General features: G+C 51.2%; 13 protein-coding genes. 3 read left to right on the forward strand and 10 right to left on the reverse strand.

Annotated elements, in window-relative coordinates:
• Position 1: 1 nt before the first annotated feature.
• The 5 genes from miaB to ACX1DY_RS01905 all read right to left on the reverse strand — a co-directional run bounded on the left by miaB (position 2) and on the right by ACX1DY_RS01905 (position 7453).
• Positions 2–1609, reverse strand: a complete 1608-nt coding sequence (gene miaB, locus ACX1DY_RS01885; protein WP_458962498.1) for a tRNA (N6-isopentenyl adenosine(37)-C2)-methylthiotransferase MiaB — start codon at positions 1607–1609, stop codon at positions 2–4.
• Between the two features lie 496 nt (positions 1610–2105).
• Positions 2106–2954, reverse strand: coding sequence for a rhamnulose-1-phosphate aldolase (gene rhaD, locus ACX1DY_RS01890; RefSeq protein WP_458962499.1), 849 nt, complete (start codon positions 2952–2954; stop codon positions 2106–2108).
• Between the two features lie 54 nt (positions 2955–3008).
• Positions 3009–4265 (reverse strand): L-rhamnose isomerase, encoded by a 1257-nt coding sequence (gene rhaA, locus ACX1DY_RS01895; protein WP_458962500.1) that lies wholly within the window; start codon positions 4263–4265, stop codon positions 3009–3011.
• A 533-nt stretch (positions 4266–4798) separates the two neighbouring features.
• Complete coding sequence (gene rhaB, locus ACX1DY_RS01900) at positions 4799–6274, reverse strand: rhamnulokinase (protein ID WP_458962501.1); 1476 nt, start codon at positions 6272–6274, stop codon at positions 4799–4801.
• A gap of 27 nt (positions 6275–6301) precedes the next feature.
• A complete protein-coding gene (locus tag ACX1DY_RS01905; protein ID WP_458962502.1) occupies positions 6302–7453 on the reverse strand; it encodes an iron-containing alcohol dehydrogenase in 1152 nt (383 codons plus the stop codon).
• Between the two features lie 361 nt (positions 7454–7814).
• Between ACX1DY_RS01905 and ACX1DY_RS01910 the strand changes: the two genes are divergently transcribed.
• Positions 7815–8570 (forward strand): DeoR/GlpR family DNA-binding transcription regulator, encoded by a 756-nt coding sequence (locus tag ACX1DY_RS01910; protein ID WP_458962503.1) that lies wholly within the window; start codon positions 7815–7817, stop codon positions 8568–8570.
• Between the two features lie 284 nt (positions 8571–8854).
• On the opposite strand, the gene ACX1DY_RS01915 is transcribed toward ACX1DY_RS01910, so the two are convergent.
• Positions 8855–10144 (reverse strand): L-cysteine desulfidase family protein, encoded by a 1290-nt coding sequence (locus ACX1DY_RS01915; RefSeq protein WP_458962504.1) that lies wholly within the window; start codon positions 10142–10144, stop codon positions 8855–8857.
• Positions 10145–10340: 196 nt separating this feature from the next.
• Here ACX1DY_RS01915 and ACX1DY_RS01920 point away from each other — a divergent pair, with 196 nt between their 5' ends.
• Both ACX1DY_RS01920 and ACX1DY_RS01925 read left to right on the forward strand, forming a co-directional pair.
• A complete protein-coding gene (locus ACX1DY_RS01920) occupies positions 10341–10658 on the forward strand; it encodes a hypothetical protein (RefSeq protein WP_458962505.1) in 318 nt (105 codons plus the stop codon).
• Positions 10659–10820: 162 nt separating this feature from the next.
• Complete coding sequence (locus ACX1DY_RS01925; RefSeq protein ID WP_458962506.1) at positions 10821–11168, forward strand: hypothetical protein; 348 nt, start codon at positions 10821–10823, stop codon at positions 11166–11168.
• A gap of 84 nt (positions 11169–11252) precedes the next feature.
• Here the strand turns inward: ACX1DY_RS01925 and ACX1DY_RS01930 are convergent, their stop codons facing one another.
• The 4 genes from ACX1DY_RS01930 to ACX1DY_RS01945 all read right to left on the reverse strand — a co-directional run bounded on the left by ACX1DY_RS01930 (position 11253) and on the right by ACX1DY_RS01945 (position 17136).
• Positions 11253–11837 (reverse strand): class I SAM-dependent methyltransferase, encoded by a 585-nt coding sequence (locus ACX1DY_RS01930; RefSeq protein WP_458962507.1) that lies wholly within the window; start codon positions 11835–11837, stop codon positions 11253–11255.
• Positions 11838–11866: 29 nt separating this feature from the next.
• The gene (locus ACX1DY_RS01935; RefSeq protein ID WP_458962508.1) at positions 11867–15022 is read right to left on the reverse strand and encodes an efflux RND transporter permease subunit; all 3156 of its coding nucleotides are present in this window, start codon (positions 15020–15022) and stop codon (positions 11867–11869) included.
• Positions 15023–15089: 67 nt separating this feature from the next.
• Entirely contained in the window at positions 15090–16460 is a 1371-nt protein-coding gene (locus tag ACX1DY_RS01940) for a sensor histidine kinase (RefSeq protein WP_458962509.1), read from the reverse strand.
• On the reverse strand, positions 16453–17136 hold the full coding sequence (locus tag ACX1DY_RS01945; protein WP_458962510.1) for a response regulator transcription factor: 684 nt from the start codon (positions 17134–17136) through the stop codon (positions 16453–16455). Before ACX1DY_RS01945 ends, ACX1DY_RS01940 begins: the two co-directional genes overlap by 8 nt.
• Positions 17137–17287 lie beyond the last annotated feature (151 nt).

Here is a 17287-nt window from a genome sequence, read left to right on the forward strand (position 1 = left end):
TTTAGAGAAGAGCAGCGGCTTCCGCCACGCAGTCCCCTTTGATGTACCATGTCTTCGTATCCGTAATTCTTACCTGCACAAAGCTGCCGATCAGCTCCTTCGATCCTTCGAAATGCACGAGCTTATTGGCGCGGGAACGGCCGGAGAGCACATTTGAATTGTTCTTGCTCTCTCCTTCTACGAGAACCTCGACGATCTCCCCGAGCATCCGGTCATTGCTGACCCGGCTCTGCTCCTTGATCAGATCATTCAGCCGCTGCAGCCGCTCACTCTTGACCTCCAGAGGCACATTATCCTCCATCGAGGCGGCAGGCGTCCCTTCACGCGGAGAATAAATGAACGTATACGCCATGTCATAGCCCACTTCACGCACCAGCGAGAGTGTGTCCTCGAACTGCTCCTCGGTTTCACCAGGGAAGCCGACAATGATATCGGTGGTCAGCACGGCAGCCGGTACGCTGGCTTTAATCTTGCGGACAAGCTCCAGATACGATTCGCGGGTGTATTTGCGGCTCATTTTCTTAAGAACGGCTGTACTTCCCGACTGCACCGGCAAATGGATATGCTCCGTGAGATTGCCGCCTTTGCCGAGCACTTCAATTAATTTATCGTCAAAATCGCGGGGATGCGAAGTCATGAAGCGAATACGTGGAATATCGATCTTCCGCATGTCGTCCATCAAATCCCCGAATGTATAGTCAATATCCGTAAAATCCTTGCCGTATGCGTTCACATTCTGCCCCAGCAGCGTCACTTCCTTGAAGCCTTGGCGGGCCAGCTCCCGCATCTCGGCGATTACATCCTCCGGACGGCGGCTGCGCTCCTTACCCCGCGTGAACGGCACGATGCAATAAGTACAGAATTTATCGCAGCCGTACATGATGTTGACCCAGGCGCGCATCCCCTCCCGCTTCTTCGGCAGGTTCTCAATAATATCGCCTTCCTTGGACCAGACCTCAACAACAAGCTCCTTGCTGAAAAATGCTTCCTTAACCAATTGCGGCAGCCGGTGGATATTGTGGGTACCAAAGATCATATCGACAAAACCGTGCTTGGACATGATCCGGTTGACCACGCCCTCCTCCTGGGACATGCAGCCGCAGACCCCGAGCAAAAGGCCCGGCTTCTCCAGCTTCAGATTTTTGAGATGGCCCAGCTCTCCGAACACTTTATCCTCGGCATTCTCACGAATGGCACAGGTGTTCAGCAGAATGATGTCCGCTGTATTACGGTCCTCTGTGCCGAGGTAGCCCATTTGCTCCAGGAGACCCTTCATCGTTTCGGTATCATGCTCATTCATTTGACAGCCGTAGGTCGCTATCGAGTAATAATGCTGCTTGTGGCGGTTCATTTCTCTGAACTCTTCCATAATCTGATTCGTTTCATCATTCTCGAAATCAATTACCGCGATATCCTGCTTGCCTCTGCGTTTACCCTCTTTGTAGTCCGGATTCGAATTGATCTGAACGGTCCGGCCTTTAATCCGGTACGTAGTTTTGCCCTCTTCTTCACTGATGACCTTGGCATCAGAAAAATCAAAATATTTGGAGTAATCCTTCGAACCACCCTTGCCGGATTTTAAGTCCGGTGAGTTATTCCCCATTGTCATTGTTTCACGTCCTTATAATGAAGCTTTGCAGATTTTGCAAGCCTGGTTAGGTTATGCTCATATGCTCAAGTAGAAATTATAGCATAAAATAGCCGTTCGGGTAATCGGAGGGGGGGCTACATAAGCTGAACTTTAGATTTTCATATTAGGGTCTGGCCGTAACTGCGGGGAATGTTTGGACTTCCGGCCGCTGTTATGTTTGGATTTCTCTGACTGGAACCGCTGATCGCGGTAGAAATCCAAACATAGCCTAATCATACGGCCAGCTTTCCTACGGAAAGCTCTCAGGCGGACGCGTTCGCTCCGTAAGTATCCAAACTTCCCCTCCGTCACTCCTACCTTTTTATGGTTTTTTTAAGTTCAACTTATATAGCATTTATTTGGCAGATAACGGCTCCAGATTATGGTCGGACCTGTATCCGTCAATTCAAAGAAAATAGCCGCCCCAAAGCGGGACGGCTATTATTCGGTGAAAGCCCGGCCTGCGCCGGTATGATTATTTTAAATTAAGAATGCCTGCTTTTGGCGTTACGCGGAAAGCCGCAGCCAGATCAGCCAGCTGCTGGTCCGTAATCTTCTGCCTGATTTCTCTGCCGCCGATCAGATTGTAGACAATCGCTGCTTTTTCAATCGTTTCCACGAGTCCGAAGGTTGCGTCCATCGTCGCGCCGGTAACAAATATCCCATGCTGCGGCCAGACCACCACACGGTAATCCTTCATTTTATCAGCGGTAGCCCGCCCGATTTCACTGCTGCCGGGAACGATCCAAGGGATCACGCCGACCCCGTCCGGGAAAACAACCAGACATTCGGTGCACATTTCCCACAGGGTTTTGGTGAATTTCAGCTCATCCAGATCATGGGTGAAGGTCATGGCGATAACATTCGTAGCATGCGTGTGAAGCACGATGCGGTGCGACGGATCAACCTTCAGCCGCTCAATATGGCTCATAAAATGCGAAGCCAGCTCACTCGTTGGCACCGCTCCATTACGCAGCCCCCACAGGACCTCCACGCTGTCGCCGTTGCCGCTGACACGCAGCACACCCAGGTTGGCTTCAGGATCTTTGATCACATTGCGGAAATATTTGCCCGACCCTGTAACGATAAAGTATTTGCCCGCCAGCTCCTGCACAGGAAAAGTGAGGTTAATGGTCCGCAAAGGCTCACGGATATTGATATATTTCGCGACCTCCTCCTCATCCAGCAAATAGCTGATGTTACCGCCGTTTATCTCATCCCACCCGAGCGACCACATGTGATGGGTAATCTCGGACATCTCCTGGATGAAAGGCGCTTCCACGCCCGCAATGTAGCCTTTGGATTCAATGACGGATGTACTCATAGGTTTTCTCTCCTTTATATGCACCGCTTAATGTGTGTTCGTTCCTGGTTGCCCTTATCTTGCAGACAGCACTTCCTGCTCATAGCTCTTCACTTCAGCCAGCCACTCTTCACGCACCGGCGTATTCTGCGAAGCACAGTAGTAATCCCAGACCGCGCCGAACGGATAGGACTTGAACTCCTCTACCAGAGCAAGACGTGAAGTGTAGTCTCCCGCAAGTTCAATTGCTTTCAGCTCGGCTACCGGCTCCAGCATAGCGCGCAGCAGTGCCTTGATGGTATTGCGCGTACCGATCACCCAAGCGGCGATGTGATTGATACTTCCGTCAAAAAAGTCCAGGCCGATATTCGTGCGTCCCAGCAAATCTCCGCGAACCAGCTCACGGGCAATCTCCAGCAGCTCATCGTCCATCGTGACCACGTGATCGCTGTCCCAGCGGACAGGTCTGCTGACATGCAGGAGCAGTTGCTCGCTGAACATCAAGATCGAGGACAGCTTGTTCGAGATTACCTCTGTCGGATGGAAGTGTCCGGCATCCAGGCAAATCGCTTTGCCCCGGGTCAGTCCATAGCCCATGTAGAACTCGTGCGAGCCAACAACATAGCTCTCCGAGCCAATCCCGAACAGCTTGCTCTCCACGGCGTCGATATTGTACTGCGGGTTGATCTCCTCGCTGAATACTTCATCAAGCGATTCCTTCAACCGCATGCGCGGCGCCAGTCGGTCCACAGGAGTATCCTTGTACCCGTCCGGCACCCAGAAATTCGTCACACAGGGCTGGCCCAGCTCGCGGCCGAAATACTCGGCAATACGGCGCGAGGCCTTGCAGTGCTTGATCCAGAAGCTGCGGATTTCTTCATCCGCATGACTCAAGGTGAAGCCGTCAGCGGCTTTGGGATGGGAGAAGCAGGTCGGATTGAAATCGAGGCCCAGCCCCTCAGCCTTCGCCCATTCAACCCACGGTGCAAAGTGACGCGGCTCCAGTTCATCCAGATCCACTTTCTCGTCCGTATCGGCATAAATGGCATGCAGATTGACCTTGTGTTTGCCCGGAATCAGCGCAAGCGCCTTTTCCAAATCCTGGCGCAGCTCCTCCGGTGTTCCGGCACGTCCCGGATAGCTGCCGGTTACAGCGATTCCTCCGCTTAGTTCTTTGTCCTTGAAAAGAAACCCTTTGACGTCATCTCCCTGCCAGCAGTGTAGTGAAATTTTGATCTCTGCCAGCTTACCAAGCACTTCATCCACGTTGATGCCGTGGGCGGCATATAATTTTTTTGCTGCATTGTAGCTGTCAATGATGCTCTGATCCATGCTGCAACCTCCTAAAAGTTTTGTGAGCATCTGCTCCTTGATTTATCTTCGTACAAAACTCACTTCGAAAGCATACGCTTAGTTTTGTGAGCATCTGCTCCTTGATTTATCTTCGTACAAAACTCACTTCGAAAGCATACGCTTAGTTTTGTGAGCATCTGCTCCACTGGTTTACTTCGTGCAAAACTCCTGAATTTCTCTAGTTCAGCTATCCAGAGGTGGAAAAAGTACATCTAATTGAGGTTTTCCACCTCGCAAACTATCTTTAGTGGGAAAAAGTAGAACTAATCGGGGGGGATTAGCCTGCTCAGCCTGAATTGTGCTGATTTAAGTGGACAAAATCCCACTCCCCCCCTCCGCAGCGCGGATTTCAGCGAATTAGTTGGACAAATTCCACTCCGCGCCGCACTGCGGCTCATTATTCTCGCAGCAGCAGCATTCCGTGCCTGTTGATCAGATGTATTCAAGCAAGCTTATTTCAATGTTCCGGGTATAGCCTTAAAGACTGCCTTCGCCCCAGCGCCCGAACGTTCCTATAAGCTGCCACCTGCAGGATCCGGGGTATGGAGCGCATCCCAGCGGGCCAGCAGTTCCTCCAGCTGCGGAACGGGACGCGGTGTATAGGCGACTATCGGGAAGGAGTTCCCGATGATCGCTCTCGCCTCAGCGATGCCGGCAACACGGCCCGATTGAATCAACTGAACGGCAAGGTTGCCAAGCGCCGTCGATTCAGTCGGTCCGGCCAGCACCTCTCGGCCGGTTACATCGGCCGCCAGTTGGCACAGCAGCTCATTGCTCGCTCCACCGCCGACAATCTGCAGCACGTCCACCGCCGTTCCCGTGAGTGCTTCAAGCTCCTGGAGATAGCTGCGGTAGGATAAGGCCAGGCTGTCAAAAATACAGCGGGCCAGCTCGCCAAGGCTTTGCGGAACAGGCTCTCCGCTCTCCGCGCAGGCTGCTCGGATTTCATCAATCATGTTCTCCGGGTTGAGAAAACGCGGCGCATTACACGGAATCAGGCTGCGGAAGCCTTCGGCCTCCCCGGCCAAGCGGGCCAGCTCGGCGAAGCTGTGATGCCCGCCGTCCAGTCTGCGTACCTCCTGGATGAGCCACAGTCCCATAATATTTTTCAGGAACCGGTAAGTGCCGTAGGCGCCCCATTCGTTGGTGTAATTGGCTGCCATCGCCTGCGGGTTGTTGACCGGCTGGCTCAGCTCTACGCCAAGCAATGACCATGTGCCGCTGCTGATATAAGCCGGGGAACGGCCGCTCTGCAGCGGCACACCAAGCACTGCAGAGGCCGTGTCATGCGTAGCGGCACAAATCAGCTCGCACTGAGGCAGATCATATTGCTTGACCAGGGATTCGAGGATGGGACCCAGGCTCGCGCCCGGTGCGGTCAGCGCTGCGAACTGCTCTCTTCGCAAATGAAGCAGGGAGAGCAGATCCTCATCGAACTCGCCTGTCTGCAAATTCAATAGCTGCGTGGTCGAGGCGTTGGTGGTCTCGTTGATCTTCCGGCCGCTTAATCTATAGTAGAGATAATCGGGTACCAGCAGAATTTGATCCGCTCTGGCCAGCTCTTCCCGGTCATGGGCATAGAGCTGGTATAACGTATTGAAGGTTAATTGCTGGATACCTGTCTTGGCATAAACCGCAGCAGGAGAAATCAATTGCGCCATTTCCTCCATCACGCCGTCTGTCCGGCTGTCACGGTAGGCGTACACCTCCTGAATACGGTTCCCGTCAGCATCCAGAAGGACATAATCCACCGCCCACGTATCGATGCCGAGAGTGCATTCGGAGATGCCCCGGGCTTTGGCTGTCTGAAGGCCAACGATAATCTGCTTGAACAAATAATCAATGTCCCAGAAGCACGAGCCATCACGCTCGGTGAACCCGTTGCTGAACCGGTGTATTTCCTCAAGGGCAAGCTTCCCGTCCGAGAGAGTCCCGATAACAAGCCGCCCGCTGGAGGCGCCGATATCGACAGCGATATGTTTGTTCATAGAAGTTCTCCTTAGCTTAAGGTTGTTCTAAAGAATTTTGCGGAACAAGGCGATAACCTCTTCCTTAGTAGGAATAAAAGGATTGCCAGGCGCACAAGCGTCCTTCATCGAGTTCTCCGCGAGCAGGTCAAGATCGACCTCGTTCACGCCAAGCTCGGATAATTTGGACGGAATGCCAACTTCCTTGGACAGCGCCTTAATTGATTCAATGACAAAATCGGCGCATTCCTTGTCGCTCTTGCCTTCGATCTGCAAGCCGATGGCCTTGGCAATGCTTCTGAATTTCTCCGGCACATGCTTGGCGTTCTCTTCTTCCACATACGGCAGCAGCATCGCATTGCATACGCCGTGTGGCAGATCATATACCCCGCCAAGCTGATGCGCCATCGCATGCACGTAGCCGAGTCCGGCATTATTGAAGGCCAGGCCGCCGAGGAAGATGGCATAGACCATTTGCTCCCGGGCTTCAATATCATGGCCGTTCTTCACCGTCCGTGCCAGGTTCCCGAAGATCAGCTCCACCGCAGCGAGCGCCGTTGCATCCGTTACCGGATAGGCCCCCGGCGTCACCAGGGCTTCGATGGCATGGGTTAGGGCATCCATTCCTGTAGCTGCGGTAAGTGCAGCCGGTTTATCGACCATCAGCTCGGGATCATTCACCGAAATGGTTGCCAGGCTGTTTTTATCGACCATTACCATTTTTACCTTGCGTTCCTCATCTGTAATCACATAGTTGATCGTCACTTCTGCTGAGGTGCCTGCGGTTGTATTGACGGCGATGATCGGCAGAGATTTGTTTTTGGATTTGTGCACACCCTCATATTCCTTGATATGACCGCCGTTTGTGGCGATAATGCCGATGGCCTTGGCCGTATCCTGCGGCGAGCCGCCGCCGATAGAGATCAGATAGTCGCATGCATTCGCATTCAGGAATTCCACGCCGTCATGGACATTTTTACAGGTGGGGTTCGGCTTCACTTCATCATACACAACATAAGCGATGCCCGCCTCATCCAGTACGGCCAGCAGCTTGCCGGCAATACCGCTCTTGATCAGAAATTTGTCTGTGACCACAAGCGCTTTCTTCAAATTCAGTTCCTGAATATAAGGAGCAATATCCTTCAGACAGCCTTTTCCCATAATGTTGATGGACGGTACATAATAGACATGAGTACTCATTGATTGACCAGCCTCCCAGGCAATTTGTTGTTATGACAACGCCATGTTAATGCTCCTCTGCAGGCTTAAAGCTGCATTTCCCGGCTGCGGCACCTCAGGCTGGCCTCTTTGGAATCACAACCGGCCGGTTCTGGCGCCTCTCGAAAAGGTATCGCTTTCAAGGATGAATTAACATCCTCATCGTATCCTCATAAATCTTTGTTGTCAACAAATAAAATATTAATTGTGTTGTTTTTATTTGTTTAGTGTCTGTTTCGCGAAAAAAACAATAAAATTAGTTGTGATTATTGTTTATTTTATTGCAAAACACAGATATTCAGGTCTATAGTTAAGCAATATAGCTTCTGGAAAGGTGATTAACATGCTGGCAGCCGAAAGACGCAAGAAAATTATTGATCTCGTACACCAGGACAAACGGGTGCTCGTCTCCGATCTAAGCCGGATGTTCGAGGTAACCGAGGAAACGATCCGCAGGGATTTGGAGAAGCTGGAGAAGGACGGCATCCTGAGCCGCACCTATGGCGGGGCCATGCTCAACAGGCATACCAACGAGGATCTGCCGTTTGTGACGCGGGGCGCCATCAATACCGATATGAAACGCAATATTGCGCTTAAGGCGCTTAATCTTATTAATGACGGGGATACTCTGATGGTGGACCCCAGCTCGACCTCATTTGAATTTCTGAAGCTGCTGGAGAGTAAGCACAATCTGACGGTAATTACGAATTCGATTAACATTCTGCATGAATTCGCGAGTTCCGGGATGAATATCATTTCCTCCGGCGGTTCACTGCGCCATCGTTCACTGTCCCTGGTCGGGCCTGTCGCTCACGATACCATTCAACGCTATAATGTGGATACAGCCGTCATAAGCTGCAAAGGCATTGATCTGGAGCGGGGAGTCACCGATTCCAACGAGCCGGAATGCGAGCTGAAGAAATATATGCTTCGCCAGGCGGAGAAGGTTGTCCTGCTTGTGGATCATACCAAATTTGACAAAACAGCCTTCACGAAGCTGGCGGATCTGGGGAGAGTTGATGTGCTGATCACGGACCGCAAGCCTGCGGATATCTGGCTGAAACGGCTCGCTGAAGAGAACATTGAGGTATTGTATTAAGCGTAATCTTCACAAATGATTGCACTTTCTGCAATGGAATGCTCCGTATGCTGTGCTGAATCGCATTCTGCTGTATTTTGTACAATAGACTTTAGGGATTCGGGGTTCAATGGGCCTTTTGCGGAAAATCTGCTGTAAAGAATGCAACAGATCCTGTTTTTTGGTGGATTTAGTGGCTGTCTGCTGTATAAAGTGCAATAGATTAGGTATGAGCCCCCAAAAAGAAGACCGCCCGATCCCCATATTATACATGGGAACCGACGGTCTTCTTCATATTGATGCTATTACAAAATGCCGCCTTTGGACAGCATGATGTTCAGTATAGCGGTATCCGTCTCAGCCAGTCCTTCCTGGACCAGCCGCTCCATATTGCGGATGGTGTCTTCAACTTCATCGAAGATAACTCCATCTTTGGTTGACGGCGACAGATTGTTCATCGCCAGCGTAGCCGCCTGAATCGCCGCATTGGTGGAGGTGGAGATTTTCAGCGCGCAGGTTGATTTGGCGCCGTCGCAGATCATGCCCGACAGGGAGGCAATCGTATTTTGAATGCCATGCTTGATCTGCTCCAGAGTGCCGCCCATGAGATAAATCATCCCACTATTTGCCCCTACTCCGCCGGCAATGCCGGAGCCGCATAAAGGCGATAAACGGCCTATATAATGCTTGATGTGCACGGTGACCAGATTGCTTAGCGCCAGAGCGCGGGCCAGAGCTTCCTCGTCTTTCTTCAGCAGCTCTGCCAGCGCAATAACCGGCAATGTGCAGGCAATACCCTGGTTTCCGCTGCCCGCCGTCGTCATGACCGGCATTGCGCTTCCATCCATCCGGGCATCGGAGGCTGCGGCAGTTGCCGCGATAATGGTATTCGCAACATTGTTACCGAACAGATTGACCGCCGATTGCTGGCTCATTTTTTTGCCCACCTGCAGGCCATAATTCCCCCGCAATCCCTCATCGGAAATCGCCTTATTCATTCTGGCCCCTTCAAGCAAGAAGCTCAGATCCGTGAATGGCGTTGTACTAATGAACTCGAAGATCGCCTCAACAGAGCACGCATAGGCATCGGATTCCGAGTGTCCGGGCTTAGCGCAATCGGCTTTGACCTTCGGAGGATTAATTCTCTTTCTGTCAATGGCCAGGAACTCCACGCGGGTGTGTTCACCGGCTATAATCGCTGTGGCTGTGTGGTTTCGACTGGATACACGGGCCTCAATATACAGCTTCTCCGCTGTATCCTTCAGCTCCACCTCCAGCAGCTTGCGTTCAAGCAGCGCATTCGCCTGCTCAATCTCTTCTGGCGACAGGCCGGACAAGATTTCCAGCTCCTTGTGGGAGCGGCCAACCACCGCCCCCAAGGCAGCTGCAATGGGCAGACCGGTCTGTCCTGTACCGGGAATACCCACCCCCATTGCGTTCTTGATAATATTTCCGCTAAGCAGCAGATGGATCGCTGTGATCTCTTCCTGAAGGAGCTCTGCCGCCAGGGAGACGGCGTAAGCGACGGCGATCGGTTCCGTGCAACCCTCTGCCGGTACAATTTCTTTCTTCAATATATTCAATAAGCTGATCATGCTGGCTGTCACCTCTTCTATATGCCGGAGCTACTTATATATAGTACAACAGAGTGCAGCGCCAGGGAATCCCTGATCTTGTCCGGCAGACCAGAGAGCGGCTATTGTCAAAGATGCCTTATTAAGTTAACGGGCAGGATAGTTCCAGTCAATGGTAAGATAGACATAAGTATTAATTTGAGAATGGAGGGATCATGTGGAACCTAACTTGGAGAAGGAGCTAAAGGAAATATGTATAGACCTTTCTGTGAAGTTAAGGGGGAACGGAGGCGGGAATGGGTATGCTTTGATTGATCACGACTTGATTCAACATCTTCATACAACATTGGATGCCTACAAGGAAACGATTCATACAGAAGAAATGGTTTCTAAAGAATTAGTATGGTCCCTTTTTTATACCTGCAGCAGGTTCTATGTACAAAGTAAATATTCTAGAAATGACGTAGATCTCATGAAAGAATTTGATAAATTAAACTATAAGTTACTTCGCGTTTTCGACAATTACGAAACTTAGCAAGAATTTACTACTCGAAAGCATAGAGCTAACGGGTACAATAGCTAACCATAGAACGACAGCAGCAGGACAGATACAGCTGCCGTAGTTGCTCTAAAGGGCAGGGAGAACACCTGGGCGAAATATTAGCAGATTTATTTGTGTGCCAAAGGAGCGAGTGAATTGGATACGAGTGAATTGAGAAAATTTATAGATGAGAAGAAACCGTTTGAGGAAGCAAAAAGAGGTTTTTGGAACTGGATAAATACTTGGAAGGGAGATGACCCTGAAGATTATTTTGAAGTGTTCAGAAATGAAGATATCTCCTCTATAAAGCTAATAAATGAACGAATTGCACTGGTCATTAATTGTCGTTTTGATACACCGATTGAATTCTTACAAACTACATTATTCGTGCACTTTAAAGAAAGCCTGATTGCCCAGTACCACTACATGCAGGATTTTAGTGGGAAGGCAATAGATGATGTGCTATTTTTTGAAAAATACTCCATATTAACGGTTGAAGATTGAACTATCGTGACACAATAGTTGAATGAAAACAGCGACAGTTAGGACTTTATTCGTCCTTTACTGTCGCTGTTTCAATTTCTTGATTCAAAAGTCTAGCGAATGCCCGGCGAAACTGGGCAGACCGCTCTTCGGTCCAAGGGCCGCCGCCTTCTTCCGGCAAATATATACGAAAGAAGGCGGACAATGAAATGGAACAAATTTGATCTGCTCCAGATGAAAGACCTGACGGATCAGCCATGTCAGCCGGGGGGGATAGCGGTAAGCGATAAATATCCCGCCATCCCGGAGCGAAGCTGCAATCTGCTCCATCAGCCGGACCTGCATCACCCGGGTATAGCTGGCAAACGGAAGACCGCTCACAATGCAATCCAGTCTCTTCATGCTGCTGTTGTGCAAGGCCAGCTTAAGGCGCAGGCTGTCAGGAAAAAAGAGGAATCCGGGGTAGCTCGCTCTCAGCTTGTTCCTTCTGAGCGGATTTTTCTCAAACAGCAGCACTTGGGTATGATCCGGTTTGGCAGCCTGGATGTGCTTAGTCAGCTTGCCTGTGCCTGCACCCAGTTCGGCCATCGTATTCACTTGATGCCAGGGAATTTGCCCGATGATCGTATCGGTTAATGAAGCAGAGAATGGCAGCATGCTGTAAATCCGGTCTTTCCATTCTGCAATCATGCTATACGCACCTGCCTCAGCGTCCTTTCTTAGAAATTCTCAACCTCTTTTGTTTTACGGTTTTTCCAGACCATTTCATAAATGACCGGCACGACGATCAGGGTCAACAGGGTAGAGCTGAATAATCCGCCGATAACTGTAACTGCCAACCCGCCGGAGATCAGACTTGTGGACGAACCGGACAAGGCCAACGGCAGCAGGGCAAGCATTGTGGCGAGTGCAGTCATGAGGATTGGTCTGAGACGCGTTGAGCTGGCTTCGACAATAGCCTCACGGACAGGCTGTCCGGCCTTCCGGTTCTTCTCCACCCGGTCCAGCAGCACAACAGCATTGGTAACGACGATGCCCACCAGCATCAGCATACCAATCATTGCGCTCATGGATAAGGCTTGCCCGGTAATTAACAAGGCGCCCAGCGCCCCGACCGGAATAAATACCAGAGAAGACAAGATAATCAGCGGCGTAACCACTCCACCGAAAGTAATACTCATCACCAGAAATACCAGGCCAACTGCAACGGCCATAGCAATACCAAGATTGGTGAAGCCCTCGGTGATCATCTTAAGCCCCCCGCCATAGCTCAGCTCCACACTGTCTGGAAGAGTCAGAGCGGCAATATCTGCCTTGACGGTGTTGGTAACGGCAGCGGTGTCTTCGCCTTTAACCGTTCCGCTGACCTGGGCAAAGGTCTTTCCGTCGCTGTGATTCACCGTGCTTAACGCTTCCTGTACGTTAACATCTGCCACTTCGCTGAGATTTTTGATTCCTGCCGCAGTGACAATCTTAATTTGCTTCAGCTCGTCGAGAGACGTAATTTGCTGGCGGTACGACAACACAACCGATTGTTCTACATTGTCGAGCATGAACGTGCCGGCATTCACCGGCTTGAGCTGCTCTGTCACCGCCTGCATTATAGCATACGGACTAACCTTGGCGTCTTTTCCCTGCTGGTTCAGCGTCAGCTCCCATTTCGGAGTCACCTCATTCATATTGTTGGTGATGTCCTTCAGATCGCTGTTCTGCTTCATCAGGGCTTCTACCTGCTTGGAGGCCTTAGACAGATCCTCTACATTGTTCGAATACAGGCTTACATCAATGTTGTTGCCGGATGGCAGGCCCTGCTGCTGGCCTTCTTTGACATCCACAGTTGTTCCGGCAACGCTTGCCGACACCAGCTTAGGCAATTCGGCTTTCGCTTTATCGACGACTTGGTTCATATCTGTTCCATCTTCGAATTGGACGGCAACGGTCGCCCGGTTAGCGGTGCTTCCCATAGACATAAGCGGATTGCCTGATGAGCCGCCAATGGAAACCTGAACATTCTTCACATCGTCAAGTGTCTGAATATATTTCTCCGCTTCGATGCTGGCCTTATTGCTCTGCTCCATGCTGCTGCCAGCCGGAAGCCCAAGCTGTATGGATGCCGTTGGTACTGAATCTGCCGGAAGAAAAGCTACGCCCAGCAGCGGGATGGTACTAAGCGAACCCGCCAGCAGCACAATAGAGAGACTTAAGACAAGCCATTTCCGCTTCAAAGCGGACACAATGAATTTCCGATAAAATCCCGCTAAGCGGCTCTCTCTCTTATGCTCTTTGACGTTCTTGAAAAATGAAGCTCCCAGCACAGGAATCAGCATAACTGCTACAAGCAGGCTGGTTGTAATAGAGATTACAACGGCCAGGGAGAACGGACGGAAAAACTCGCCGATAATCCCGCTGACAAAAGCCAAAGGCGCAAACACAACCACCGTAGCCACCGTCGAGGAGAATACCGGGCTGATTACCTCCTTGGTCGCTTTGTAGACGAGCTCCTTGCCTTTTAACGTGCTGCCTTTCTCCTGACGCCATCTGAATATATTCTCAATGACGACGATACTGTCATCCACGATCCGCCCGATGGAGACGGCAATCCCGCCCAAGGTCATGATATTCAGCGTATAACCAAGTTGATTCATTACCGCCATTGTAGCAAAGATGGAAATAGGCAGAGACAGAATAGAAATAAGTGTAGCACGCACATTGCGCAGGAACAGGAAAATGATAATGATGCAGAACAGTGCGCCATACAGCCCTTCACGAATCAGTGAGGACACAGATTCTTTGATATCCTCGCCCTGGTTCGTAATCACATGGATTTCCACATCCTTGCTGTAGGAATCCAGCAGACTCTGGACAGAATCGGTTACATCGGCCGTGTTGGCATCCTGATTCTTAACCACAGAAAGCACATAGCTTGCTTCACCATTAAAGCGGGTAATCTCTTTAACTTCGGACACCTCAGTAACCGTCGCCAGATCCGAGAGTTTGACAGCTTGGACGGCAGCAGGCGTATTCTGCTGCATAGCTGCAGCTCCTGCGTTCTTCGCAGCACCGCCTGCTGACGCACCCATTCCCGGCAAGCCCGCTGCGGATGCATTAGCTCCGCCTGAAGCGATACCCGCCCCCGCTGCCGGACTAAGCGGTAAATCCTTGATCTGCTGCAGCGTTGCCGCCGAACCGGAGAGACGAATCGGAACGGTGATCTCATTTTCGTTGACCGATCCAAGCGGGAGCGCATAATTCATGCCCTGCAAAGCGCTTTGGATGCTGCTCAAGGAGATTCCCAGGCTGCCCGCCTTCTCTTTGTCCACCACGATCTGCAGCTCATGGGAAGGTGCGCCCTTCAAGGTGACGGAGCTGACACCCGCCAGCTTCTGCACTGCCGGCACGATTTCATCCTGCAGCTTGCGGGTCAGCTTAGCAGAGTCATCGCTCGCGGAGAATACCGCCGCCTCATAGATAGGCGCCGCCCCAGCAGATAGCCGGTGAACGGTAACATTCGCATTGTCCGGCAGATTCAGCTTTGCCAGCATGGTTTCAATATCGGCCGACTGCTTATCCATATCCGAGCCGAACGGAAACTGGATCGAGATGCTCGCAGCATTCTCGGAGGACGAGCTGGTGAACGAATCGTAACCTGCGATGCTTTTCAGGCTGTCTTCAATCGGCCCTGTAATTTCCGTCTCCATCTCTTCGGTTGAGGTTCCCGGACTGACGGCTTGAATGAATATGGCCGGGAATTCAATGTCGGGAAAGGTCTGCTGTTTAATTTGCGTGGCAGAGAATGCGCCGTAGCCCAGGATGAGCACGAACAGAATCATGACCGCCACAGAATTTTTCAAACTTATTTTACTTAGGAAACTCATAGGTTTCTCCCTCCTCTATGTGCTCCCCAGTATAAAACCCGAATTTGTACCCAGTGTGTACTGGGGATTACAATTCAGGCTTAGCGTAGACTAGAGGCAGCCACAGAGAAATGGTCGTTCCCGCTCCCGGCTCGCTGTCGACTTCAATCCGGGCATGATGCAAATCGGCGATTCTTTTGACAATGGAGAGTCCGATTCCGCTGCCGCCAGCTTTGCGTTCCCGAGCTTTATCCAGCTTATAGAAGGGCTTGAAAATATGCTGCAGCTCCTCCACGGGCATGCCGATGCCGTTATCTGTCACCTTGACCAGCACCTCATTCCCCTTCTGGGTTGCCGATATACCAACCGTACCGCCTGGCCCGGTGAATTTGATGCTGTTGCTGAGCAGATTGCTCCAGACCTGGCTGAACTTGTCTTCATCGGCAACGATGACTACAGGCTCAAGCTCAAGCTCCATGCTGATCCCTCTGGCAGACCACTGCGGCTCCAGGGCAATGACGGCCTTTCGGAGCTGCTCATCCAGCGAGAACTCTACAGGCTCCAGTTGAAAATGCTCGTACTCCAGCAGTGACAATTGCAGCAAATCTCCGCTCAGGCGGGAGAGCCGGTCGCTCTCCTCCTCAATGATATCCAGCAGCCGCATCCGGCTGGCCTCATCCAGCTGCTTATGCTTCAAGGCCTGGGTGAAGCCTTTGATTGACGTCAGCGGAGACTGAATTTCATGAGAGACATCGGAGACGAACTGCTTGCGGATTGCCTCAAGCTCGCCCAGCTCACGGGCCATGACATTGAAGCTTCGGGTTAATTCACCGATCTCATCGCTGCGTTTGGTAGGCAGGCTTACATTGAAATCACCTTTGGCCATCCTGCGGGTCGCCCGGGTCAGAAGCTGGAGCGGTCGCACAATATAACGGGCCGCGATCAGGATAAGCACACTCCCCAGACCGAGAACGAACAAAAGCTGGGTCCTGAGAAATCCGCTCATCATGCTGAGAATCCTGGAGATCTCAGGCGTAATGAACAAGGCTCTTGGTGAACCTTCAACGGTAAACGGCAATCCGACGCTCAAATGGTTCTCATTTATTCCACTCCGGTACACCCCTCCGAGCAGCACGCTCTTTAATTGCTCTGCATCCCTCTCCTTCTGCTTCGCCGGAGCCACACCACTGGAATATATTTCCCTTCCCTCACTGTCATACATGCGGACAGAATACAGCGGCAGCGAGGTGATCCCTTTCATCAAGGAGTCCACATTGGCGCCATTGGCCTCCTGGTAAGCTGTGATAATGGTTTTGCCGCTGTCAATCATATTCTCCTGCACAGCAGCTTTGATCTCTCCAATGAAGATACGGTTGATCAGCAACGAGGCGATGACAAGACTGACAATAACTGCGCCCAAAAAAGTAAACACCACACGGACATACAGGGATTTAATCACGGAGCACCTCCAGCCGGTAGCCCATCCCGCGCAAGGTTACAATTCGAAAATCCTCGCCGTAGCTCTGGAACCGCTCCCGCAGCCGCTTGATATGCGTATCTACGGTGCGTTCATCCCCATCGTATTCATATCCCCAGATTTCACGGATCAGCATATCACGGGTGAAAATCTGTCCCGGGTAGCTGGCCAGCTTGTACAGCAGCTCAAATTCCTTCAGCGGGAGCACAGCCGACTGGCCGGAGTCGCTGTAATGAACCTGATAGCTCTTTTTATCGAGTGTAATGGCCCCGAGCTTGATTAGCTGCGAAGTAGAAATGCCATAACGCTTCAGCAGAGCTTTGACACGCAGCACCATTTCCATCGGATCAAACGGCTTTACCAGATAATCGTCCGTACCCAGTCGGAAGCCTTTGATTTTATCGGCAGGCTCTCCTTTGGCTGTAATCATCAGCACCGGCTTATCTCCCGCCTCCCTCACCTTCCGGCACAGCTCCCATCCGTCCATTCCCGGCATCATGATATCAATAATCAACAGGTCAACAGGATGACTCTCAAAATACGCCCAGCCCGCAGCACCATTGTCCTGTTCAATAATTTCCATACCCTCATCTTCCAGAAAAAGCCGCACCAGCTCGCGGATATGCGACTCATCATCCACCACCATAACTACCGCCATGCCAGTTCACCCCAACCTTTGAAATTTCCCCATCCTATATCTACCTATTCTACCTTATTAGTTTGAACTCAGGGTGAACGGAATATTACGCCTGATCCCCCAGAACAAGCCATGAATAAATGTGAAAAATAAAATTGACAGACTTTTGGAA

The organism is Paenibacillus sp. BAC0078 (genome assembly GCF_054483875.1).